General features: G+C 47.2%; 22 protein-coding genes. 7 read left to right on the top strand and 15 right to left on the bottom strand.

Features of this window, described 5'->3' with window-relative positions:
- Nucleotides 1–394 precede the first annotated feature (394 nt).
- Together gadX and gadW are read left to right on the top strand one after the other, a co-directional pair.
- A complete protein-coding gene (gene gadX, locus EQY_RS0116975) occupies nt 395–1,195 on the top strand; it encodes a DNA-binding transcriptional regulator GadX (RefSeq protein WP_001191770.1) in 801 nt (266 codons plus the stop codon).
- Between the two features lie 382 nt (nt 1,196–1,577).
- Entirely contained in the window at nt 1,578–2,306 is a 729-nt protein-coding gene (gadW, locus tag EQY_RS0116970) for an acid resistance transcriptional activator GadW (RefSeq protein WP_000951545.1), read from the top strand.
- Nucleotides 2,307–2,670: 364 nt separating this feature from the next.
- On the opposite strand, the gene mdtF is transcribed toward gadW, so the two are convergent.
- From mdtF to hdeD, 4 genes are all read right to left on the bottom strand, one after another.
- Complete coding sequence (gene mdtF / locus EQY_RS0116965; RefSeq protein ID WP_000024840.1) at nt 2,671–5,784, bottom strand: multidrug efflux pump RND permease MdtF; 3,114 nt, start codon at nt 5,782–5,784, stop codon at nt 2,671–2,673.
- Nucleotides 5,785–5,808: 24 nt separating this feature from the next.
- On the bottom strand, nt 5,809–6,918 hold the full coding sequence (mdtE, locus tag EQY_RS0116960) for a multidrug transporter subunit MdtE (RefSeq protein WP_309245663.1): 1,110 nt from the start codon (nt 6,916–6,918) through the stop codon (nt 5,809–5,811).
- Between the two features lie 411 nt (nt 6,919–7,329).
- Nucleotides 7,330–7,857, bottom strand: coding sequence for an acid resistance transcriptional activator GadE (gene gadE / locus EQY_RS0116950; RefSeq protein WP_000576683.1), 528 nt, complete (start codon nt 7,855–7,857; stop codon nt 7,330–7,332).
- Nucleotides 7,858–8,588: 731 nt separating this feature from the next.
- Nucleotides 8,589–9,158 (bottom strand): acid-resistance protein HdeD, encoded by a 570-nt coding sequence (gene hdeD / locus EQY_RS0116945; protein ID WP_000965661.1) that lies wholly within the window; start codon nt 9,156–9,158, stop codon nt 8,589–8,591.
- A gap of 254 nt (nt 9,159–9,412) precedes the next feature.
- On the opposite strand from hdeD, the gene hdeA reads away from it, so the two are divergent.
- The 3 genes from hdeA (at nt 9,413) to EQY_RS0116930 (ending at nt 10,899) form a co-directional block, all read left to right on the top strand.
- Complete coding sequence (gene hdeA / locus EQY_RS0116940; protein WP_000756548.1) at nt 9,413–9,745, top strand: acid-activated periplasmic chaperone HdeA; 333 nt, start codon at nt 9,413–9,415, stop codon at nt 9,743–9,745.
- Nucleotides 9,746–9,861: 116 nt separating this feature from the next.
- Nucleotides 9,862–10,188 carry an acid-activated periplasmic chaperone HdeB gene (gene hdeB / locus EQY_RS0116935; protein WP_016158878.1) on the top strand — a complete coding sequence of 109 codons (327 nt, stop codon included), beginning with the start codon at nt 9,862–9,864 and terminating at the stop codon, nt 10,186–10,188.
- Between the two features lie 63 nt (nt 10,189–10,251).
- Complete coding sequence (locus EQY_RS0116930; protein WP_024212629.1) at nt 10,252–10,899, top strand: MgtC/SapB family protein; 648 nt, start codon at nt 10,252–10,254, stop codon at nt 10,897–10,899.
- 52 nt (nt 10,900–10,951) lie between these two features.
- Here the strand turns inward: EQY_RS0116930 and EQY_RS0116925 are convergent, their stop codons facing one another.
- The 6 genes from EQY_RS0116925 to shuT form a co-directional block, all read right to left on the bottom strand.
- The gene (locus EQY_RS0116925) at nt 10,952–11,722 is read right to left on the bottom strand and encodes a heme ABC transporter ATP-binding protein (RefSeq protein WP_000622313.1); all 771 of its coding nucleotides are present in this window, start codon (nt 11,720–11,722) and stop codon (nt 10,952–10,954) included.
- Nucleotides 11,719–12,711 (bottom strand): heme ABC transporter permease ShuU/ChuU, encoded by a 993-nt coding sequence (gene shuU / locus EQY_RS0116920; protein ID WP_000910410.1) that lies wholly within the window; start codon nt 12,709–12,711, stop codon nt 11,719–11,721. The genes EQY_RS0116925 and shuU overlap by 4 nt, the downstream gene beginning before the upstream one ends.
- Before the next feature lie 67 nt (nt 12,712–12,778).
- Nucleotides 12,779–13,402 carry an anaerobilin reductase gene (chuY, locus tag EQY_RS0116915; protein ID WP_000189339.1) on the bottom strand — a complete coding sequence of 208 codons (624 nt, stop codon included), beginning with the start codon at nt 13,400–13,402 and terminating at the stop codon, nt 12,779–12,781.
- Nucleotides 13,402–13,896: a heme utilization cystosolic carrier protein HutX gene (gene hutX / locus EQY_RS0116910; protein ID WP_000020032.1), complete on the bottom strand. Its 495-nt coding sequence runs from the start codon at nt 13,894–13,896 to the stop codon at nt 13,402–13,404. Before hutX ends, chuY begins: the two co-directional genes overlap by 1 nt.
- Before the next feature lie 12 nt (nt 13,897–13,908).
- Nucleotides 13,909–15,246, bottom strand: a complete 1,338-nt coding sequence (hutW, locus tag EQY_RS0116905; protein ID WP_001056419.1) for a heme anaerobic degradation radical SAM methyltransferase ChuW/HutW — start codon at nt 15,244–15,246, stop codon at nt 13,909–13,911.
- Between the two features lie 19 nt (nt 15,247–15,265).
- On the bottom strand, nt 15,266–16,189 hold the full coding sequence (shuT, locus tag EQY_RS0116900; RefSeq protein ID WP_024212628.1) for a heme ABC transporter substrate-binding protein ShuT: 924 nt from the start codon (nt 16,187–16,189) through the stop codon (nt 15,266–15,268).
- Between the two features lie 775 nt (nt 16,190–16,964).
- On the opposite strand from shuT, the gene chuA reads away from it, so the two are divergent.
- Nucleotides 16,965–18,854 carry a TonB-dependent heme/hemoglobin receptor ChuA/ShuA gene (gene chuA, locus EQY_RS0116895; protein ID WP_307723224.1) on the top strand — a complete coding sequence of 630 codons (1,890 nt, stop codon included), beginning with the start codon at nt 16,965–16,967 and terminating at the stop codon, nt 18,852–18,854.
- Between the two features lie 48 nt (nt 18,855–18,902).
- Complete coding sequence (gene chuS / locus EQY_RS0116890) at nt 18,903–19,931, top strand: hematinate-forming heme oxygenase ChuS (protein WP_001017206.1); 1,029 nt, start codon at nt 18,903–18,905, stop codon at nt 19,929–19,931.
- A 61-nt stretch (nt 19,932–19,992) separates the two neighbouring features.
- Here chuS and EQY_RS0116885 read toward each other — a convergent pair whose 3' ends face one another.
- From EQY_RS0116885 to arsR, 5 genes are all read right to left on the bottom strand, one after another.
- Nucleotides 19,993–20,523, bottom strand: coding sequence for a helix-turn-helix domain-containing protein (locus EQY_RS0116885; RefSeq protein WP_000478613.1), 531 nt, complete (start codon nt 20,521–20,523; stop codon nt 19,993–19,995).
- 141 nt (nt 20,524–20,664) lie between these two features.
- A complete protein-coding gene (gene slp / locus EQY_RS0116880) occupies nt 20,665–21,231 on the bottom strand; it encodes an outer membrane lipoprotein Slp (protein ID WP_001044201.1) in 567 nt (188 codons plus the stop codon).
- Nucleotides 21,232–21,620: 389 nt separating this feature from the next.
- The gene (gene arsC / locus EQY_RS0116875; protein ID WP_000065797.1) at nt 21,621–22,046 is read right to left on the bottom strand and encodes a glutaredoxin-dependent arsenate reductase; all 426 of its coding nucleotides are present in this window, start codon (nt 22,044–22,046) and stop codon (nt 21,621–21,623) included.
- Between the two features lie 12 nt (nt 22,047–22,058).
- Nucleotides 22,059–23,348: an arsenite/antimonite:H(+) antiporter ArsB gene (gene arsB, locus EQY_RS0116870; protein ID WP_024212627.1), complete on the bottom strand. Its 1,290-nt coding sequence runs from the start codon at nt 23,346–23,348 to the stop codon at nt 22,059–22,061.
- Between the two features lie 54 nt (nt 23,349–23,402).
- Complete coding sequence (gene arsR, locus EQY_RS0116865) at nt 23,403–23,756, bottom strand: As(III)-sensing metalloregulatory transcriptional repressor ArsR (RefSeq protein WP_000008959.1); 354 nt, start codon at nt 23,754–23,756, stop codon at nt 23,403–23,405.
- Between the last annotated feature and the right edge of the window lie 174 nt (nt 23,757–23,930).

Here is a 23,930-nt window from a genome sequence, read left to right as displayed (position 1 = left end):
AGCAGAACAGCTTTAAACATACCTGATAACAGGATGTTATAAGGAATCTCAGCCCCGGCTAGCAAGCCGGGGCTGAGAGTTCGACCAGAATATAACCCGGAAATATTGGTTTATATTCATATTGTTATTAAGTTGTATAATGTATGAATGTTTATAAATTATAATGATATAAGTGAAATATCACCTTAAGGTATTATTCGCCTGGTATTCATTATCTTGCATTTTTATCTATTCATTTTTTGTATTATAAACACCATAATTCTGCGTAATTTATTCCACTCATTATCATTTTTCTCACCGCTTCGTTTAAATTTATATGCCAGTAAATTTGACTTAGATATAATGCGTGCTACATTAATAAACAGTAATATGTTTATGTTATATTAAGTCAACTATGCAATCACAACATGGCACTTGTCTCATTGCGTACGCAAGACATAAATATATTCTCACCATGGCTGATGGTGAATATCGCTATTTTAATGGCGGTGATTTGGTCTGCGTGGATGCAAATCATGTTTTAGTTTCTAATTCCTTAGAAAATATAGTATTTGTCACGAAGGAAACGCTTTCATTATTCCTCCAGATTCTCAAGGAGGATGCGTTAAATTTTCATACTCATAAAAAAGTACCTTCGTTAATTATTCACCACTGTGCCAGAGAAATTCCATTTTTTCAGGAAGTTATGCAACTCTCGCAGCAAACTAATCTCCGCTATGGTGAGGTATTGCGCAAAAGAGCATTAATATTTGCATTATTGTCCGTTTTTCTTGAGGATGAGCAGTTTATACCGCTACTGGTGAACATATTACATCCCAATACGCGCACGCGAGTTTGTACAGTTATCAACAATAATATCGCTCATCAATGGACATTATCACAGATCGCCAACGAGTTACTGATGAGTCAGAGTCTGTTAAAGAAAAAATTGCGTGAAGAAGATACGTCTTATTCACAACTGCTCACCGCATGTAGAATGCAGCGTGCATTACAACTTGTTGTAATGCCTGGTATTCCAATAAAACGCGTGGCAATGTCCTGTGGCTATAACAGCATGTCATATTTTATTTACGTTTTTCGAAATTATTATGGGATGACACCCACAGAGTATCAGGAACAAATAGCACAAGGAAAGTTCAATGGCGACTCAATGACAAGACTTGTTACAGAAGAAAATTTTAGAGTTCGGCTGTAAGAATAAGATTACAACGTCTGCCCGAACATAAAAAAAACCCGGCATAGGGGACCGGGAAGAGGATAGTCTGCCGTCTCCAGACTAATAAACCGTTATAACACTCCCTGTTGGCACGGGAAACTTTTGTGCTCTCAGTAAGTTAAATATAACGTTTGCTGGAGATAAGATCAGCCAAATTTTTATAAACATAGGCTATACGATTTTTAAAAATATATTATTATTGTATTTACTTATTTCTAATTAACTGTTATGCAAATTTGCGTAATAGGTAAAGTATGATCCTACTAAATATGGCAGTTTTAGTCCTGAAGAACAGTCAGGCATCATTTCATCAGTATACTGAAATTGAAATAATCGCAGTAATGGAATATAAGGGATAGTCATGGCTCATGTTTGCTCGGTGATCCTCGCCTGCCGTTCGTTTGATATTTATCATGAACAACAAAAAATATCGTTGAACAAAGCGAGTATTCTACTACTGGAGAAAAATTTGGCAGACGATTTTTCGTTTTGTTCACATGATACGCGACGTTTGGATATCGATGAGCTGACGGTTTGTCATTACTTACAAAATATTCGTCAGGCACCACATAATTTGGGGCTACATAACAAAAATCGTTTATTAATTAACCCAGAACCGCCAATGCCTCTGGTGATAGCGATTTTTGATAGTTTTGCTAAATCCGCTGTAAATTCTCCTATATTGAGCAATATGCTCTATCTTTCCTGCTTATCAATGTTTTCTCATAAGAAAGAGCTTATCCCTTTACTTTTTAACAGTATCAGCACTGTATCGGGGAAAGTTGAACGTATTATTAGCTTTGATATAGCCAGGCGTTGGTATCTGCGTGATATCGCAGAAACAATGTATACCAGTGAGAGCTTAATCAAAAAAAAGTTGCAGGAAGAAAATACTTGCTTCAGTAAAATATTACTCGCCTCGAGGATGTCGATGGCCAGAAGACTACTTGAGTTACGGCAAGTTCCTCTACATACCATTGCTGAAAAATGTGGGTATAGCAGTACGTCGTACTTTATAAATACATTTCGACAATATTATGGCGTCACACCACATCAGTTTGCACAGCATTCGCCGGGAACCTTCTCCTGATTGCATATCTCATTTGGGTATTGGTCAGGATCTCATACTCGCTGCATGTAAAAATCTTTCCTGATTATCTCTGCCGGAACCAACGGCAAGTTCTCTTTGGCAGTTCGCAAACGGGTATTAGTATTTTCAGGAGGAAAAGACGCGGCATGTTTGGGATTATTAAGCTAACAATTCATATAATTACGGGAATGCTGGTCTGTATTGTGCTGTTCAAATTGATGACCAATGGCTGGAGTGGTTTCTACTTTCACTGCTGTTTGTTAAGTCTGGTATTCCTCACGATTAGCTGGTTGTTGAGTAGTGAGTGGTTGCGAGGAAAGAGTAAGGCCGAACGCTCATGTTCAACCTTACTCTCATTCATACGTTACGCTTTTTTAAAGCGGGCAAAGAGATGTTCCACAACGACAAAAAAGACGGGAACGAAGTAAATTGCCAGCACAGTTGCTGCAAACATCCCCCCCATAACGCCTGTACCTACCGCGTTTTGTGCGCCGGAACCTGCACCATGACTGATAACCAGCGGCAGTACGCCGAGAATAAAGGCCAGAGAGGTCATGAGGATTGGGCGTAAACGCATCCGCGCCGCTTCGATAATCGCTTCTACCGGTGTTTTGCCTTCTTTCTGCATCATCTCAACCGCAAATTCGACGATCAGGATGGCGTTCTTGGCGGAAAGCCCGATGGTGGTCAGCAATCCGACCTGAAAGTAGACGTCATTGCTTAAGCCGCGCAGGTCAGTTGCCAGTAATGCACCAATGACACCCAACGGTACAACTAACATCACCGAGAACGGAATTGACCAGCTTTCATACAGCGCGGCGAGGGCGAGGAACACCACGACCAGTGAAATGGCATACAGTGCGGGAGCCTGGTTGGATGATAACGCTTCCTGATATGACAACCCGGTCCAGGAGTAGCCGACGCCCGCCGGAAGTTTAGCGACCAGATCCGCCATAAATTTCATTGCGTCACCGGTACTTTTCCCGGCAGCGGCTTCCCCTAAAATCTCCATCGACGGAATGCCGTTGTAACGTTCCAGTCGCGGCGAACCGTAGGTCCATTCTGTTGAAGAATAGGCAGAAAGCGGCGCCATCGTGCCAGAGGCGTTGCGTACATACCATTGGTTGATGTTGTCCGGCAGCATACGGAACGGCGTTCCTGCCTGGACATACACTTTTTTCACACGCCCCTGATTGAGGAAGTCATTGACGTAGCTACTGCCGAAGGCGGTAGAGAGGGTCTGGTTGATATCAGACAGTTCCACGCCCATCGCTTCGGCTTTCGCGGCGTTGACGTTCACTTTGAACATCGGTGTATCTTCCAGGCCGTTCGGGCGAACCGCTGTTACCTGATCGGGTGATTGTGCTGCCAGCGACAACAACTCGTTTCTCGCCTGGGTCAGCTTTTCGTGCCCCAGGTTGCCGTTGTCCAGTAGTTCCATATCAAAACCTGATGCTGTACCCAGCTCCGCTACCGCAGGTAAGTTGAACGGGAAAATCATCGCTTTATTGATACTGCTCAGAGCCACCATTGCCCGCTGAATGATTGCGGTCACTGAGTTTTCCTCGCCGACACGTTCAGACCACGGCTTGAGGCTGATAAACGCCAGACCGTTGTTTTGCCCCTGACCGCTGAAGCCAAAGCCGCCAACGGTAAACACCGACTGGACATTATTTTTCTCTTTTGTCAGATAGTAATCTGTCACCTGTTGCAGCACTTTCGTGGTGTTAACCATGGTGGAACCTGACGGTAACTGCGCGGTGGTCATAAAGACCCCCTGATCCTCTTCCGGTAAGAAAGAGGTCGGTGTACGCAGGAACAGCACCGCCATCCCCGCACAAATCAGCAGGTAAACCACCATGTAACGACCAGTGCAACTCAGCAGTGAGCGGGTGCTGTCGGTATAGTGTTGAGTCGATTTTTCAAACAGATGGTTGAAGCGTTCGAACAAGGCGTTCGGTTTGTGACCACCTTCCGGTGCGGCTTTCAGAATGGTGGCGCAAAGTGCCGGGGTCAGGCTCATCGCCACAAACACCGAAAGCAACATGGATGAAATCAGCGTAATGGAGAACTGGCGATAAATTTCCCCGGTCGCGCCGCTCATAAAGGCCATTGGCATAAACACGGCGGACAGAACAACGGCAATCCCGACCAACGCACGCTGGATTTGCCCCATCGATTTATGCGTCGCTTCCTGCGGCGGCAGTTTATCTTCCGCTATCACGCGCTCGACGTTTTCCACCACCACGATGGCGTCATCTACCAGAAGCCCTATAGCTAACACCATCCCGAACATGGTGAGGGTGTTGATGGTAAAACCGACCGCCGACAAAATCGCGAACGTACCGAGAATAACCACCGGCACGGCGATAGTCGGGATAATCGTAGCGCGAATGTTTTGTAAAAACAGGTACATGACCAGGAAGACGAGGATGATCGCCTCAACCAGCGTTTTGAAAACTTCCTGAATTGAAATTTGGATAAACGGTGTGGTGTCGTAAGGATAAACCGTCTTCAGGCTGGCGGGGAAATAGGCTGATAAGCGGTTGAGTTCTGCTTTTACTGCCCGCGAGGTATCGAGCGCGTTTGCCCCGGTAGCCAGTTTGATGGCGATACCGGCAGCAGGTTTGCCGTTATAGCGCGCCACGGTGGAATAATCTTCCGCCCCCAGCTCGACGCGAGCAACGTCGCGCAGCAATACTTGCGAACCATCTTGCTGAACTTTTAGCAGGATTTTGCCAAATTCTTCCGGCGTTTGTAGACGCGTCTGCACAATGATTGAGGCGTTCAGTTGCTGGTCTGCCGCCTGTGGCATCCCCCCCAGTTGACCGCCGGAAATCTGGTTGTTTTGTACTTTGATTTGGGAAATAACATCAGAAGGAACGAGATTGTATTTATTGAGTTTTTGCGGATCCAGCCAGATACGCATGGCGTACTCTGAACCAAAGAGCTGTACGCTACCGACGCCTGCGGTACGGCTTAGAGGGTCTTTAATATTAGACGCCACATAGTCCGCGATGTCGTACTGGTTGAGGCTGCCGTTATCAGAGATAAACGCCGCCACCATCAGGATATTGCTGCTCGATTTATTGACGCTAATTCCTTGTTGCTGTACCGCTTCGGGGAGCGATGGCATGGCGAGTTGCAGTTTATTTTGTACCTGAACCTGCGCAATATCGGGCGATGTTCCCGTCTCAAAAGTCAGGGTGATGGATGCATTACCTGCTGCATCGCTGGTTGATGACATATACATCAGGCCATCAAGCCCATTCATATTTTGCTCAATCACCTGAGTGACCGAGTCTTCTACTGTTTGCGCATCAGCGCCCGGATAGGTGGCGCTGACGGTGATGGTTGGCGGTGCAATCTGCGGATATTGCGCAACCGGTAAGTTCATGATCGCCAGACCGCCTGCGAGCATCAAAATAATGGCAAGTACCCAGGCAAAAACCGGGCGATCAATAAAATAGTTAGCCATGAAAGTCCCCTTAAGCCTGCAACGTTATTGTTTCGATTCGGTGCTGGCGTTTTCCTGGCTGGAGGAAATTGCGCGTGCTTTGATACCCGGATGTATGCGTTGCAAACCGGAAACGATCACCCGATCGCCAGCTTGCAAACCAGAGGTAACAACCCACTGATTTCCGATAGCTTTGGTAGCGTTAATTTCGCGTAACTGCACGACATCGTCTTTATCCAGAATGAGTGCCGTCGCTTTACCCTGAGCGTTGTGAGTAACGCCTTCCTGCGGCACCAGTAACACATTCTGGCGACTACCTTCATCCACTAACGCTGTGACGTACATGCCTGGCAGTAAGTCACCATTTGGATTGGGGAAGATCGCGCGCAACGTGACGGAACCCGTGGTTTCATCTACTGTCGGGTCGGAAAATTTCAGCGTGCCGGTCTGGCTGTAACGTTTGCCATTTTCCAGATTAAGCTGCACAGGCGTACTGCCCTGAACCTGCTTGATCTGCCCACTGGCGACCTCTTCTTTCATGCGCAAAAAATCCTGCACCGACTGCGTGAGATCGACATAAATCGGATCCAGACGCTGCACAGTGACCAGGGAATCAGCTTGATTAGCAGTAACTAATGCGCCGACGGTTACCGACGATTTTCCGCTGACGCCCGTAATCGGCGAGGTGACATTCGCGTATTGCAGATTGATCGTCGCCTGCTCAACAGCCGCTTTGGCGACGGTGACATTGGCTTCTGCCTCATTCAGTTGGGTGCGCGCGGTGTCGTAATCCTGACGGCTAACGTAGTTGGTCTTCAGCAACGATGCCTGGCGGTTAAAGGTGATGCGGGCATTGCTGGCGGTGGAGAGAGCTTTCGCCAGCGAACCTTTGGCGGAGTTCAGCTCTGCCTGTAAGGGCGCGGGGTCAATCTGATACAGCGAGTCGCCCTGGTTAACTTTATCGCCTTCGATAAAGTTGCGTTTAATGATAATGCCGCCCACCTGGGGACGTATCTCCGCAACTTCATAAGGAACTGTTCTGCCGGGCAGTTCGCTCATCACATTGACCGAACCGGGAGAGAGTGTCACCACACTCACTTCAGGTGTCATGGCGGCGGCATTTTCCGTCGATTTGTCATCGCAGGCGGTGAGCATCGCGCCGCAGAATAACAACGGTATTAACAGTATTCTTTTTCTGTTCATTTTAGTCCCTGAAAACTCGTGAGAAATAACGGTTCTTTGAATTACGCGTGGGGTGAGGTATGAGGGATTTACAGACCAGCGGCATAATGCAAGTCATGAGGTTGTAAGCCAGCGAGGAAGCATGTAGGCAGAGTGACCAATATTGTGACGTTAATGGCAAAAAAAATGTTGCCGTTCTGCCGACAGTCTCTGTCTGCATCCGGGCAACGAAGGTTTCTACTGGTGGATACATAAACCAGGGGAATAAGTTCGTTTTCGCTTCTCCTTTGGTTATCACCGGGAGTAATGGAGTCAGCATTTGCATCCCTCGTCATGCCAGCCATTAATTTCAGACAATTATCGCTGGGTCACATCGGCTCCTTATTAAAAATAAGAAGAAATTCCCAGAGTCACGATGTCGCTCATACGTCTCAGTTTCAGCTTGTACATGATATTGAATTTCTGGATCTTTAACGTTTGCTGCGAAATATTCAGTGTTGATGTGATATTACTTTCATTTTTGTTTTTCAGAATCAGTTGCATAATTTTGAATTGATTATGCGAGAAACATAATTGAGAATTCTTATGGGGTAAGTGTTTTCCATAAGTAATATCAATCAGGTTTTTAATACTTTCTTTGCGGCTGATAAAATAAATAGGCGACTGACTTTTCAGTTTACTGATGTGATAAGGTGCCAGGACAATGATTCTTTCGGCATCTAATTTCTCAAGAAACTTAATAGCTTCTTCATCAAGGATATGATTATGATAGGTATCAATGATCACCTTGAATGGTTTGTTGCCTATGCTTTTGAGCTCTGACAGGGAATTGATTTTTATCATTTCGTGATTATCTTTCAACTGCAAAAAGCCCTGTAAAAGAAAAGAATCCTTCGTCATGAGAAAAATCATAACTTGCTCCTTAGCCGTTATCGTTTCGAACATGTTGTCCCTTTCATTATTTACATCCATGTCCGAATATGGTGTTCAATATAGTAAACGCCTATAAGAACCTTGCCCTTCGTGAACTAATACGTCTATTAACACTAATCAAAACTTCAGATTTAGCCATCACCTGGTCCATATATTGATCCTAGGTAAGATTCCTGGTTGTTATTGATTTGTAATTAATAAACAAAACATTAACACGCTGCGGACTTCTACCCAAGAATAAGTTATAAATAATCCATTTGTGATCTCTGAAGAATATTACTAAAGTTAAAGCGTAATCCGATTTAAATATTGAGTCTCCTTGTTTCTATTTAAGCTGGCAATTGGATTGCCAGCTTTCTTTTAGTGCATTGATAGTGAAAAAATAAACTCTGGAATATTCGTTTATCTACCCATAGCATCGATGTTTATGGAACCTTCAGTTCACTTTCTCACAGCACTTCTAAAACATTAAACCTGACAACGAAAAATATCAGCCATGATAATGTTTGAAATGGCTAATTCGCCGTGAAATAAATAAAAAAACAAAAATTTCAGATAGTTGATTTAATCGCTGTGCGCGATTTATTTCAATGATAGTACGTGTTTTATCAAGGTAGCCATGCGGTAGTGTAGGTGTTAGCTGCCTCATAATCATTGTGCGTAACTATGAGGCAGGCTAAAAAATAGAGCGGAGATACGTCGGCTAGTTATTATTTTTTAACGAACAAACTAGCAAAACTGAACAGGCTGGCGGCGCTAAATATGAGTTCGATCCCTACCAGCGTAGATACCAATGTCACAGAAACCATCGGTGTTGCGCCAAGGAATATCCAGGCAATGACGATATCCAGCACACCAATAACGAGTTGTAGCCAGCTACCTTTCATTGAACGCTGACGATACCAGCTCATCAGGCGAATAACCCCTGCGACGCAGAACAGACCCGCAATAAACGCTGCAATGGCGAAAATCCCAAGTTCCGGTGCGCGGATAAAGAAATAGCCGATCAATAAATAGGCTACTGCCACAAGGAACCCCGATAATACAGGCCAGAAATTATGACTGCGGTTGCTGAATAATCCAACAATAAGTGCAATACCCGAGCAGATTAATAATACGCCAACTACCGTGCTTAGAATATCACCAGAAACAAACGGGAAACTGATACACAGTAAACCGACGATGAATAGCAGTACAGCAATAAACTGGATCGCTCTACGATGCTTCTTAAGCATATCCAGATCAAACTTCAAAATTGTTGCCTTATCTATATATAACATAGAACCACCCTATAAATTTAAGAAGGAAAACCCCTGCTATCAATCTATGCCAAAAATGCATCTGAGAATGCAGTTGATTTAATAAAAATTTCCTAATTACTGTGCGTGATGACCATGTAACCTATTGTATTAGAATAAAAATATCTGATTTTGATATTTTGTCTCAACATGACATACCCAGAAAACCAGGTTATAACCTCAATGTCGAAATTGATTCGTGACGGCTCTTTCACTTTATAGTTGAGGATATTACGATGAAAAAAGTATTAGGCGTTATTCTTGGTGGTCTGCTTCTTCTGCCTGTAGTGAGCAATGCAGCCGATGCGCAAAAAGCAGCTGACAATAAAAAACCTGTCAACTCCTGGACCTGTGAAGACTTCCTGGCTGTAGACGAATCCTTCCAGCCGACTGCTGTCGGTTTTGCTGAAGCTCTGAATAATAAAGACAAACCGGAAGATGCGGTTTTAGATGTTCAGGGTATTGCAACCGTAACCCCTGCGATCGTTCAGGCTTGTACCCAGGATAAAAAAGCCAGCTTTAAAGATAAAGTTAAAGGCGAATGGGACAAAATTAAGAAAGATATGTAATTACGGGAATGCGTTACATCGTATTTCCTTAAATATTGAACAGGCCGGAATATCTTGCTTATAAAGCAGGTAATCCTCCTGTTCATATATCAATTATTTATTGAATGGGTTGTAAAATGAATATTGCATCTCTACGTAAAGCCATTGTTTTCGTTGGCGCTGTAGCGGCACTGTCACTGGTTAATGCGCAATCTGCGCTGGCGGCTAATGAATCTGCTAAAGATATGACTTGTCAGGAATTTATTGACCTGAATCCGAAAGCGATGACACCTGTTGCATGGTGGATGCTGCATGAAGAAACGGTTTATAAAGGTGGTGATACTGTAACCTTAAATGAAACCGACCTGACTCAGATTCCTAAAGTGATTGAATATTGTAAGAAAAATCCGCAGAAAAATTTGTATACCTTTAAAGATAAATTGGCAAATGTCCTGCCGAATTAACAGGAATAAAGCAAAAAGGAGTAGCAAGCCGAGCCATCTTGCTGCTCCTTTTTGCGTTTTTATATGACTACCGAATTTATTATTCGTTTGATCCTGACCGCAATTGCTTGTGGTGCTATTGGCATGGAAAGGCAAATGCGCGGCAAGGGGGCTGGTTTACGTACCCATGTCTTGATTGGTATGGGCAGCGCGCTGTTCATGATTGTGTCGAAATATGGTTTTGCTGATGTGCTGGCGTTGGATCATGTCGGTCTTGATCCCAGCCGTATTGCCGCTCAGGTCGTCACTGGCGTCGGATTTATCGGTGCGGGGAACATCCTCGTTCGCAATCAAAATATTGTCGGTTTAACGACCGCTGCGGATATTTGGGTAACGGCAGCCATCGGTATGGTGATTGGTAGCGGCATGTATGAACTGGGGATTTACGGTTCCGTGATGACCTTGCTGGTGCTGGAAGTCTTCCATCAATTAACCTTCCGCCTGATGAACAAAAATTACCATTTACAGCTGACATTAGTGAACGGTAATACGGTATCAATGCTCGACTGGTTTAAGCAGCAAAAAATAAAAACTGATTTAGTTTCGTTGCAGGAAAATGAAGATCATGAAGTGGTCGCCATTGATATCCAGCTTCATGCCACAACGTCGATAGAAGATCTGTTGCGATTATTAAAAGGTATGGCAGGGGTGAAAGGCGTTTCAATTAGCTAATCTGTATCGTTATTTATTCGGCAAGAGTACCAGAGCGGTACTCCTGTTGGTTTTAATGATCGAGGACGATCAGTGGTGAATGGTTAGCCGGATCTTTTAGCACGGTAATATCCGCGCCATAGAGCATTGTCAGCGCCTGCTGTGTCAATACGTCCTGCGGTTTGCCATTTGCAACAACCTTTCCTTTTTGCATCAAAACAACACGGTCAGCATAACGGGCTGCAAGATTAAGATCGTGCAATACGCAGCAGACGTTAAATTGCCGTTCGCGAACCAACTGGCGTAATAAACGAAACAGATGTTGTTGATGGTGAATATCCAGCGCCGACGTTGGTTCATCAAGGAATAACCATTTCGGTGAGGGGACTGGTTCCCAGAGTTGCACCAGCAGGCGAGCCAATTGCACACGCTGTTGTTCACCGCCGGATAATTGCCGGTAGTCGCGGTTAGCGAGTGCCTGACAGTCGCATAACGCCATAATCTGCACCGTTTCACCGCTCTGATTGCCGGTACGATGTGGATGCCGCCCCATCTGGATCACTTCCTTTACGCTGAATGGAAACGCCATGTGGCTATTTTGACGCATCACGGCCCGGTGTTTCGCCAGTTCGGTGATTGACCATTCATTTAATGGCTTATTAAACAACCGGCATTCGCCGCTATCTGGTTGAAGATAGCCGGTTAGCTGGCGAAGCAACGTGGATTTTCCCGCGCCATTAGGGCCGAGAATGGCAACAATTTCTCCGCCGGGAAAAGTCAGCGAGACATTGTCAGTCAGACGCCGTCCCTGAAGGCTATAAACCAGGTTCTGGGCGCTGATCATGTGATCCTCCGGTTGCGCAGAATCAACCACATAAAATAAGGGCCGCCAAGCAGGCTGGTTAATAATCCCACGGGCATTTCTGCTGGCTGTACTAGCGTGCGGGCAAGTGTGTCTGCCATCAGCAATAAACAGGCGCCGGCGAGGGCGGAACAAGGGATTAACCAGCGGTGATTTGCCCCGGTCGTCATGCGAATCAGATGTGGGATCACCAGGCCTATAAAACCGATAATTCCGCTTACCGATACGGCAGCGCCAACAAGCAGTGAGCTAATCAACAGTAATTGCTGGCGTTTACGTTTAACGTTCACGCCGAGGTAGTGGGCTTCTTCATCACCAAGTTGCAGCAAATTTAGCGTTCCGGCGAGACAGGTTGTCGCGATAATGGCTGGCAGAATGAATGAACTGGCGACCAATAACGTCGGCCATTGCGCCTGTCCAAGATTGCCCATCATCCACAGTGTGAGTTGTCGTAGCTGCTGTTCATCGCCGATATAGCTCAGTACGCCAATCGCCGCACCGCACAGGGCGTTGATGGCGATCCCGGCCAGTAACAATTGCATCATGCTGCCATCGCGATGGCGCTGCGTGATGAGAAAAATGATGGTGCAGACCACTAAACTACCGGCGATGGCAAATACCATTTGCTCATAGAGCACCAGCATCACCGGGAAGGAAAAGGGCAGCACAATAGCAACGCCAACCATTAATGCCGAACCGCTACTGACGCCGAGTAATCCAGGGTCAGCCATGGGGTTGCGAAAAAGCCCCTGCATAATCACCCCGGCGGTTGCCAACGCTGCGCCTACCAGCACTGCCAGTAAAACGCGAGGCAGGCGAATATTTAGCCAGATATCGCGGTATTCCTCATCAAAAAGGGCATCAAAACTGATCTTTAACGCTCCCTGACTGGCGCCGAACAGCACCAGGGCAAGCAATAAGAGTGATAGCCCCATAAAGACACTGGCGGAAGACAATGAATCCTTGAGCACGCAAAACTCCATTACGACATTACGACATTACGACATTACGGCGCGGATATTCCGCGCCGGGAGGGGATTACGCCGGTTTCAGATCTGGTTCAATCAGACTGTAGATCTGCTTGTTGAGTGTCGGCTGACTGGCCAGTTCAGCAATATGTGTAGCGACATCGGCACGGCGGACAAAACCATGACATTCCTGATTTTGTATCCGTAACGCGTTGCCCGTTGCTGCGCCATCAAGCAGACCGCCTGGACGGAGAATGGCGTAGTCAAGTTGGCTGGTTTGCAGCCAGCTTTCCGCCAGCGTTTTTTCCCGTACCGCCTGACCAAACGCGGCTTTGGCGCGATCTGATAAAAACGGCCAGCTATCTCCGCATCCCAAAGAGGTCACCAGAATCATGCGCTTGATACCGGCTTTTTCGGCCTCATCAATCACTGTTCTGTGCGCCAGATAATCCTGTGCGCCACCCATTGTTGAGATGACAAGCGCATCCGGGCCAGCCGCGCGGCAAGCAGCCGCAACTACGCTGGCATCACAGGCGTCGCCTGTAAAAACCTGCACACCTTGTTGTGCCAGTTTCTTGGCTGCATCGGCATGACGAACGACAGCAACGACCGGACGTTGTTCCGCCAGCGCCAGTGCAAGCGTTCTGGCTCCAACTCCCTTTCCGCCTGCGCCAAAGAGTAGCCACGGCGTCATCAGGCATGTTCCTTCAGAGATGCCGCCAGAGCATGGAAGGCGCTGACTTGTTCGCTCAGGAGCTGACGATGGTCATCCCTGCCGAGGAAGATTTTCAGCATGGCGCTGCCTTCCTTATTGAAAAAGAGAATAGAGGCGGTGTCCATGCCCATGAATTTACGTTCGATCAAGGCAATATGTGTGCAGTTTTCTGCTTTGATATGCCCGGACATGCCGTGCTTTCCGCGTAGGTTGAAATAGCCGTGACGATGGAAACCCGAAGGCAGTTCGCCGCTAAATTCGAGGATCACATCGGCAGTATGCACCAGCGTGGTGACGTTGCCCCATTCGCAGACGGTATCCCAGACAGTATCGAATTTATCGCCTGACACGACCGTCGGAGAGGGCAGATTTTTCACTACCTCCAGCAGTGTGGTGTTGTATTGTTCGGCGATCGCTTCCAGCGTACCGTCTGGCTCCGTTTTCAAAAATTCCTGTAACGAGACATGGCTCATAAATCACTCCTGTTATGGTTTTCCACGCACAATCGCTGGCGCATTAAGTACCTGAATCAGTTCATTAAGAGACTGCAAAATATTGCTTGCCCAGAAACGACCTTCATTAGTCAGCCGCAGGCAAGTTGAAGCATCGCGGCTTAAGCCTTTTTGGTGCCACTGAGCCAGTAACGGCGCGAGTTTTTCGGCATGTGGCGTAAGTTCGTCCAGTGATACACGCGCCGTTTCAATGCCCGACTGCAAGGTATGACGCCACTGCGCGTTACGTTCGGCGTTACGCATGATCATCATCAGCGGTTTTTTGCCTGCCGCGACGGATTCATGCCAGGTCTGAAGGTTGCGTTCGTTCATCCAGGAGTAACCATTAATCGAACCGCCTGCGCCAGAACCAAAGGCCAGACAATCGGCACCCTGTTTAATCAGCAGGTTATAGAGATTACGTTCGCGTGTAGTACGACCCCAGTGGCTGTTACTGATGCAGCGCCAGCCGGCATCGTCCATGAAGTCACACCCTTGCAGATAGAGATCGCGACGTTCTGCCGGAGAGGGCACGGTAGTGCGCCCATTTTCCACGGCTTTGCCCAGCGGCGTGTTGGGCAGGACATTGAGCGCATAGAGATCAACGCCATCGAGACCGATATCGCGGGCAATAGTCAGATCTTCTCCCCAGGTTTGCGCATCCTGACCTGGCAGGCCGAATAACAGATCGCACACCACCGCAGCACGGTCGCGTTTGACCAGGCTTTCCATAAATGCAATGGCGGTTGGGCCATCAGAGGTGCGTGCCATTTTCTTGCGGATGTTGCTGTTAAATGACTGAATACCAATAGAAAAGCGATTTGCTCCTGCGTCAAGGCAAGCGTCGATTCGGTCAGCGTCAAAATTCAGTACCCGGCCTTCAATGGTGATTTCACAATCGGGTGCCAGCGGTAATTTCTCTCGTAGTGTGGTGATGATTCTGGACAAATCGCGCGCAGAGAGCGCAGAAGGCGTGCCACCACCGAAATAGACTGCGTGGATGGGCGCGGACTGATGCAATACACTGTCCGCCTCCAGCTCGATTTCTCGAATCAGGGCATCGGTATAATGAGCGCACGTATCTTCGTTAAAACGATTCTGATAAAAACCACAAAACGTGCAGTGTGTCGCGCAAAAAGGAATATGCAGATAAACCAGTCGCTTACGAGGTGAAGTCGTTTGACCGATCATCTCTTGCCAGGTTTGTGCCAGTTGTTCTTTGGCGACCGGAATGGCTCCACGAAATGGCATCATGGCGCGCCTGTCTTTAAATGGCTGGTCTCCGTCTAAAGCAAAATGTGGCGTGAGATCCAGGGTGTTTTTCATGTTCATACGTCTGATTTAAATCCGTTTATTGCGGCCAAAGCTGCTGGTGTAAAGACTCAACGACATCAGCAATACGCGGGCCCATTCCCAGAATCAGGTTTTGATCAACGGTGATAATGCGCTGGTTTTTCCATGCGGCGGTGTGGGTAATTCCGGCAATAGAACGCAGCCGATTAATATCGGCATCGACCATTTGTGAGGTGACGACAATCACTTCAGGGTTAGCCGCAATCAGCGATTCCGCGCTGTAGCTTTTGTACTGCTGGTGGGTAGCGACGTTTTCTGCACCGGCAAGTGACAGAATAGCGTCTGCGACGCTGCCTTTACCGGCAACCTGTGGCGCACTGCCGCCTGCGGAGAGAATAAACATCGCTTTAACCGGGGCTTTTTTGGCCGCCACGTTTTGCTGTACTCGCTCCAGGCGTTGGTTGATCTGTGTCACCAGCGCGTCGCCTTGTTCAGGAACCTGTAACGTTTTCGCCAGTTGACGAATGTTGGCGTACATCTGCTCAAGGGTGGCAGGCACTCGCGGCAGGGTGACGACGTTGACTTTCTGCGCCCGTAGTTGGTCGAGCACAATTTGTGGCCCGGCATCCTGCCAGGTAATTACGCTATTCGGGCGAAGTGACAAAATGCCTTCGCTGCTTAGTTGTTTCCAGTAACCAATATGCGGCAGTTTGGCGGTTTCTGGTGGATAAGATGTTGTTTCATCGACACCAACCACGCGGTTACCAGCACCCATCGCGTAGATCAGTTCCGTCAGTGACCCTCCAGCAACCACGATACGTTCGGTCGCCGTTGCGCTAAAAGCCCAGCTAAGAGCCAGTACTGCCATAAACAGTTTTTTCATGGAACTTCGTTTTACCGTGGTCTTCGCGGCAGAGGCCACGGCTGAAATGCATAACGTTAGTGGGGAACAAAGACACGGCCTGGTGGTGATCCTTGGCATCATATTGAGAACTCTTATCAAATTGAGAATGATCATGATTATCATTTGAGTTATATATGAAATTCCACCACCGATTCAATACGCAAGGCGTTACAAGCGTATTTATTTTTGATTTTTATCAAGATGATTCGTCAGCTAACGTTCTTTGCAACGGCTGAATTTCGGGGCGAGAAAAAGGTGCAACTCCAGCAATGTCGCGGGTTGTAGGGCAAAAAAATAGAAAAATTATTGCAGTTAACGACAAAGATTTGTTACGGCACGGTGGGACGAATTGTGACAAGGACGCTGCGGTTGATGAGAGATAAACAGATTCTTTAACCCCCTGTTTAGTGTGTTAATAGCGGTTAAAAAAAGCTTGATCATAAAAAAATGATCGATAATAATTCTCATTATCAAGTCAGTATTTAACAAAATATGATCATATGGATAATGAAATTATAACTTTCGTGAGGGATAACGCACGGCACTCTTCACTTCAGACGTGGTGTACCACCCGGCCTGATAAGAGGGCTTGTATTTGCGCAATTGTCAGAAATACCAGGTAATTTCACGGGATATAAACGCCAATTAACTCACTTGGCTAATACTATCGCCTTGAATCGTAAATAAATTTATTTTCGCCAGCCACCCCGGTTTTTACCCAGGCAGCCAGCATTTTTTATTTTCCTCATGGAGAATCGCTATGTCACGTCCGCAATTTACCTCGTTGCGCTTGAGTTTGTTGGCTTTGGCTGTTTCCGCCAGCTTGCCGACGATTGCTTTTGCTACTGAAACCATGACTGTTACTGCAACGGGGAATGCCCGCAGTTCCTTCGAAGCGCCAATGATGGTCAGCGTTATCGACACTTCCGTCCCTGAAAACCAAACGGCCACTTCTGCCACCGATCTGCTGCGCCATGTTCCTGGGATTACTCTTGATGGTACGGGACGCACGAATGGTCAGGATGTGAATATGCGTGGTTATGACCATCGCGGTGTGTTGATCCTTGTCGATGGTGTTCGTCAGGGAACCGATACTGGACACCTGAATGGTACTTTCCTCGATCCGGCGCTGATCAAACGCGTTGAGATTGTCCGTGGTCCTTCGGCATTACTGTATGGCAGTGGCGCGCTGGGAGGGGTTATCTCCTACGATACGGTCGATGCAAAAGATTTATTGCAGGAAGGACAAAGCAGTGGTTTTCGTGTCTTTGGCACTGGCGGCACGGGAGACCATAGCCTGGGATTAGGCGCGAGCGCGTTTGGGCGAACTGAAAATCTGGATGGTATTGTGGCCTGGTCCAGCCGCGATCGTGGTGATTTACGCCAGAGCAATGGTGAAACCGCGCCGAATGACGAGGCTATCAACAACATGCTGGCGAAAGGAACCTGGAAAATTGATTCTGCCCAGGCTCTGAGCGGGTTAGTGCGTTATTACAATAACGACGCGCGTGAACCAAAAAATCCGCAGACCGTTGAGGCTTCTGATAGCAGCAACCCGATGGTTGATCGCTCAACGATTCAACGTGATGCGCAGCTTGCTTATAAACTCGCTCCGTTGGGCAACGACTGGTTAAATGCCGATGCAAAAGTTTACTGGTCGGAAGTCCGTATTAATGCGCAGAACACGGGGAGTTCCGGCGAGTATCGTGAACAGACGACAAAAGGTGCCAAACTGGAGAACCGTTCCACTCTGTTTGCCGATAGTTTTGCCTCTCACCTGCTGACATATGGCGGTGAGTATTATCGTCAGGAACAGCATCCTGGCGGTGCGACGACGGGGTTCCCGCAAGCGAAAATCGATTTCAGCTCCGGTTGGCTGCAAGATGAGATAACCTTACGCGATCTGCCGATTACCCTGCTTGGCGGAACCCGCTATGACAGTTATCGCGGTAGCAGCGACGGCTACAAAGATGTGGATGCCGACAAATGGTCATCTCGCGCGGGGATGACTATCAACCCGACCAACTGGCTGATGTTATTTGGCTCGTATGCGCAGGCATTCCGCGCCCCGACGATGGGCGAAATGTATAACGATTCTAAGCACTTCTCGATTGGTCGCTTCTATACCAACTATTGGGTGCCGAACCCGAATTTGCGTCCGGAAACCAACGAAACTCAGGAGTACGGCTTTGGGCTGCGTTTTGATGACCTGATGTTGTCCAATGATGCCCTGGAATTTAAAGCCAGCTACTTTGATACCAAAGCGAAGGATTACATCTCCACGACCGTCAATTTCGCGGCGGCGACGACCATGTCGTATAACGTCCCGAACGCCAAAATCTGGGGCTGGGACGTGATGACGAAATATACCACTGATCTGTTTAGCCTTGATGTGGCCTATAACCGTACCCGTGGCAAAGACACCGATACCGGTGAATATATCTCCAGCATTAACCCGGATACTGTTACCAGCACCCTGAATATTCCCATTGCCCATAGTGGCTTCTCTGTCGGTTGGGTCGGTACGTTTGCCGATCGCTCAACACATGTCAGCAGCAGTTACAGTAAACAACCGGGCTACGGCGTGAATGATTTCTACGTTAGCTATCAAGGACAGCAGGCGCTCAAAGGCATGACCACCACTCTGGTACTGGGCAACGCCTTCGATAAAGAGTACTGGTCGCCGCAGGGTATCCCGCAGGATGGTCGTAACGGAAAAATTTTCGTGAGTTATCAATGGTAATCATCTGCCCCGATATTTCGGGGCGTTTATCTGGAAGGAAGAGAGACAATGAACCACTACACACGCTGGCTTGAGTTAAAAGAACAAAATCCCGGAAAGTACGCGCGTGACATCGCAGGTTTAATGAATATTAGCGAAGCAGAACTGGCATTTGCGCGCGTCACGCACGATGCGTGGCGGATGCGTGGCAATATTCGTGAAATTCTGGCAGCACTGGAAAGCGTTGGCGAAACCAAATGCATTTGCCGGAACGAATATGCTGTTCATGAGCAGATAGGTGCTTTCACGAACCAGCATTTGAACGGTCATGCCGGATTAATACTCAACCCGCGCGCGCTGGATTTACGACTGTTTCTCAATCAGTGGGACAGTGTTTTCCATATAAAAGAAACCACGGCTCGCGGCGAACGCCAGAGTATTCAGTTCTTTGATCATCAGGGCGATGCGTTACTGAAAGTTTATGCCACCGATAATACCGACATGGCGGCATGGAGCGAGCTTCTGGGGCGTTTTATCGTCGAAGAGAATACGCCGTTTGAGTTAAAAGCCGTTGATGCGACTGCCGCACAAACCGACGTAGATGCCAGTGTGGTCGAGCAAGAGTGGCGGGCGATGACCGACGTTCATCAGTTTTTTACGTTGCTCAAGCGCCACAACCTGACTCGCCAGCAGGCGTTTAATCTGGTGGCAGACGATTTGGCCTGCAAAGTACCCAATAGTGCGCTGGCGCAGATACTGGAATCCGCCCAGCAAGATGGTAATGAGATCATGGTATTTGTTGGCAACCGTGGTTGCGTACAGATCTTCACCGGTGTGGTTGAAAAAGTGGTGCCGATGAAAGGCTGGCTGAATATTTTCAACCCAACGTTTACTCTTCACCTTTTAGAGGAGTGCATTGCTGAAACCTGGGTAACTCGTAAACCCGCCAGCGATGGCTACGTAACCAGTCTGGAATTGTTTGCCCATGACGGTACGCAGATTGCGCAGCTCTATGGTCAACGTACAGAAGGCGAACAGGAGCAAGCGCAATGGCGTAAACAGATTGCGGCATTGACGCAGGAAGGTGTTACTGTGTAAAGCGTAATTGTGCGGAGGTCTGGCGGTCGCCGGGCCTCTTTATAAATATCAGCTGGCGAGTTCAGACCAGATAATCAATATGTTGATGACGTACCAGTTCGTTGATCCGCTTAAGGTTGAGAATCATCATAATATTGTGTTTATGGCAGTAGAATGTTTTCAGCGAAATTTTTAATTTTCCCAGAATATCTTCTGTCGTCATTTGATTAGCAATGCAGGTCAGAACTTGATGTTGTTTGCATGAGAGTGACACATCCGCTTCTGGCACAGAACAGTAACTGCCATTAAGCAGCGCGACAAAGTCAATAATCGTAATATTTCTCTGGACAAAAGTTACCGGGACTTTTCCCAGACAGCGTTTAATATTAAACGGTGAGAAAACAATGACATGAACAGGCTTCAGATGTTCAATTTTGTTGAGTATTGAAGAATGAAAGACATTGTTCATTAATGTATCAATAATCACTAAGGCATTCTGATGCAATGTTAAGTCGATCTCCTCTTCGTTCTGTATATGAACGACATTACCCTTACTTAAAATATTTTTCATCGCGGTGAAAAACATTGTATCCCTGGTAATTATAAGAAACATAACCGACTCCTGTTGCGGACATTAACTTTATAATCAGGTGCCAAAGGTAATAAATAGAGAGGATATTATAATTATTGTTATATATAAATATTCATACTAAAGATGCAGATATTTGAAAAATATCTGCATCTTTAAACTAAATCATTTCACCAGTTCTGGTGTTACCTGGCTAACCGCATTGGTGTAGTAAGGTGCGCCCCAGCCTGGTTCAGGCCAGAATGCGCCGTAGCCGTAATCCCACAGGTTGTAGGTGGTGTTGACCACTTCTCTCAAATGCCACACCTGAATACCTTGTACATTCACGTCAACGAAGTTATATGGGACTTTATTGATAAATCCAGGTTGTTCGCCCTGAATTGTGCCGAGAACAGTAACAAAGTGATTACGATAGTTCACTGGGTCAAGGAAGCCATTTTGTCTGGCGAGCAGGCGACCTTGATAGTTGGCTTCAATGTCAGGTTTGGCATAGCTATCCAGCGGTAATACGGCGATTTCTAACAACGTATCAGTTTTGCCGTTAATAACGTTGATAACCTTACCGCCAAAGCGTGCCTGTTGCCCAACATACAAATTCGGTTGGTTATGAACAGCAACAAAACTTTTTTGAATATCAGGTTGATTATTGCCTTTAATATTTTGCGGAATCGAACTACATGCGGCAAGAAAAAATGAAAGGCTGAAGATGAGTGCACCTTTTGTCTTGTTCATGTTACTATCCTTATCAACAAATGTTAAAACCATAATAGATATTTCTTTATAGTTTTCATCCGATTCTTAGGCGATATGCCTGATAGTAACGTAAACCTGTCTGATATTTATATCCTTGAATATTAGTCCCGGATAGCATTGACATATGATGTTATTATCCGTCTCCTCGTAATATTAGTTCTTTATTTAATTATTATAATGAGTTTATTTTTTATCTCATGTTACATGGAGTGCTAATTATTAGCATTATGGTGATAACCATTTATTAAAATGGAAACTATTTATCTTCGAGGGCAGGAAGCGCAATTTACTGAGATTGCACGATCTCGCATCCGGTAAGAAATGATACGCGTTCGTCAGAGATTGGGGGCACAGCCACCCCCCTTTGTTTATTTTAATCGTTGACCCGAATCATCGACCACTTTCTCACCGTCTTCCTTGGTAAACGCCCCTTTCTGAGTATCTGGCAGGATCTCCAGCACCACTTCCGAAGGACGGCACAGCCGGGTTCCCAGCCGCGTTACCACGATTGGGCGGTTAATCAGAATCGGGTGTTGCAACATAAAGTCGGTTAACTGATCGTCAGTAAATTTATCTTCTGCCAGACCCAGTTCCTCATACGGTTCAACGTTTTTACGTAGCAGAGCGCGAACACAAATTCCCATATCAGCAATGAGTTTTACCAGCTCATCACGCGTCGGTGGGTTTTCCAGATAATAGACAATGGTCGGTTCTGTACCGCTGTTGCGGATCATCTCCAGCGTATTACGCGACGTGCCGCAGGCCGGGTTGTGATAAATGGTAATGTTGCTCATATCAGTATCTCATTACAAAGTGAAAGAGAGGCGTAGCACCAGCGCCACCAGCGTTACAAACAGTACCGGCAGGGTCATGAGAATCCCTGTGCGGAAGTAATATCCCCAGGTAATCGTCATATTCTTCTGCGAAAGTACGTGCAGCCAGAGCAGCGTCGCCAGGCTACCAATTGGGGTGATTTTCGGCCCCAAATCGCAGCCAATCACGTTGGCATAAACCATCGCTTCTTTGATAACGCCAGATGCCGTGCTGCCATCAATGGACAACGCGCCAACCAGTACCGTCGGCATATTGTTCATAATAGAAGAGAGGAAGGCGGTGAGGAATCCGGTGCCCAGCGTCGCGGCCCACAGGCCGTTATCCGCCAGCACGTTGAGTACGCCAGAAAGATATTCCGTTAACCCGGCATTGCGCAGGCCATAAACCACCAGATACATACCGAGCGAGAAGATGACAATCTGCCAGGGCGCACCGCGCAGCACTTTACCCGTATTGATAGCATGACCGCGTTTAGCGACTACAAACAAAATCAGCGCACCCACCGCCGCAATGGCGCTTACCGGAATGCCGAGTGGTTCCAGGACGAAAAATCCCACCAGCAGAAGCAGTAAAACAACCCAGCCAGTTTTGAAGGTGGCGGGATCTTTAATTGCTTCTGCCGGTGCTTTCAGCAGCGCCATATCGTAGTTCTGCGGAATGTCTTTGCGAAAGTAGAGATGCAACATCACCAGCGTGGCCAGTATCGCGGCGATATCCACCGGCACCATTACCGAAGCATATTCGCGAAAGCTAAGACCAAAGAAATCTGCCGAAACGATATTCACCAGGTTGGAGACGATAAGCGGCAGGCTGGCGGTATCGGCAATGAATCCGGCCGCCATCACGAACGCCAGCGTAGTGCCTTTGCTGAACCCTAACGCCAGCAGCATGGCGATGACAATCGGCGTTAAAATAAGCGCCGCGCCATCATTGGCAAACAGAGCTGCAACGGCGGCGCCGAGCAGGACAATCCAGGTAAACAACAGGCGACCGCGTCCATTGCCCCAGCGTGAAACGTGCAGCGCCGCCCATTCGAAAAAGCCGGATTCATCCAGCAGCAGACTGATGATAATAACGGCAATAAATGCGGCAGTTGCATTCCAGACGATATTCCACACCACCGGAATATCGCCCGGATGAACCACGCCCGTCATTAACGCCAGCACCGCGCCCAGCGTCGCACTCCAGCCGATGCCTAAACCTTTCGGCTGCCAGATAACCAATACAATGGTCAGGACAAAGATAGCGCCTGCCAGTAACATAATGCCTCCCGGATAAAACACATGCGAAAATCCATATGTGTTTAGCTAAATTTTTTAACTGCAAATGTTCTTACTGTCTACGGAACAATTTTGTCGAGCCAGGTTGCGGACAATCGCCTGAACCTTTTCCTGTTCACATCGCCAGGCCTCATCAATAATTTTCGCCGCCCATGCTGGAATATGCGGCGATAGGCGGTAATGAACCCACTTACCTTGCTTGCGGTCCAGCAATAGCCCGCTTTCACGCAGCAATGCCAGATGGCGGGATATCTTGGGCTGCGACTGATCGAGGGCAGTGCAGAGATCGCAGACGCATAACTCTCCCAGTTCGCTAAGCAGTAAAACGATGCCCAGACGGGTTTCATCAGCAAGAATTTTGAACAATTGGATGGGTAACAGAAATGACATATTGCGCTCCTGATTGTTGCAGGTAGTGTCTCTCTTCGAAGCGGATAAGTCAAAAACATATATGTTTTAACGGATGCGTAGGTGCAGAGGAAGGTAATAGGTGTGAATTTTGAGTTGGCTATTCATTCGAAAGGAGGTCTGAATCAGGACGTAAAAAAACCGACTTTGCGTCGG

The organism is Escherichia sp. TW14182, assembly GCF_000208525.1.
Lineage (GTDB): Bacteria > Pseudomonadota > Gammaproteobacteria > Enterobacterales > Enterobacteriaceae > Escherichia > Escherichia ruysiae.
This window is presented reverse-complemented; position numbering and strand designations above follow the sequence as displayed.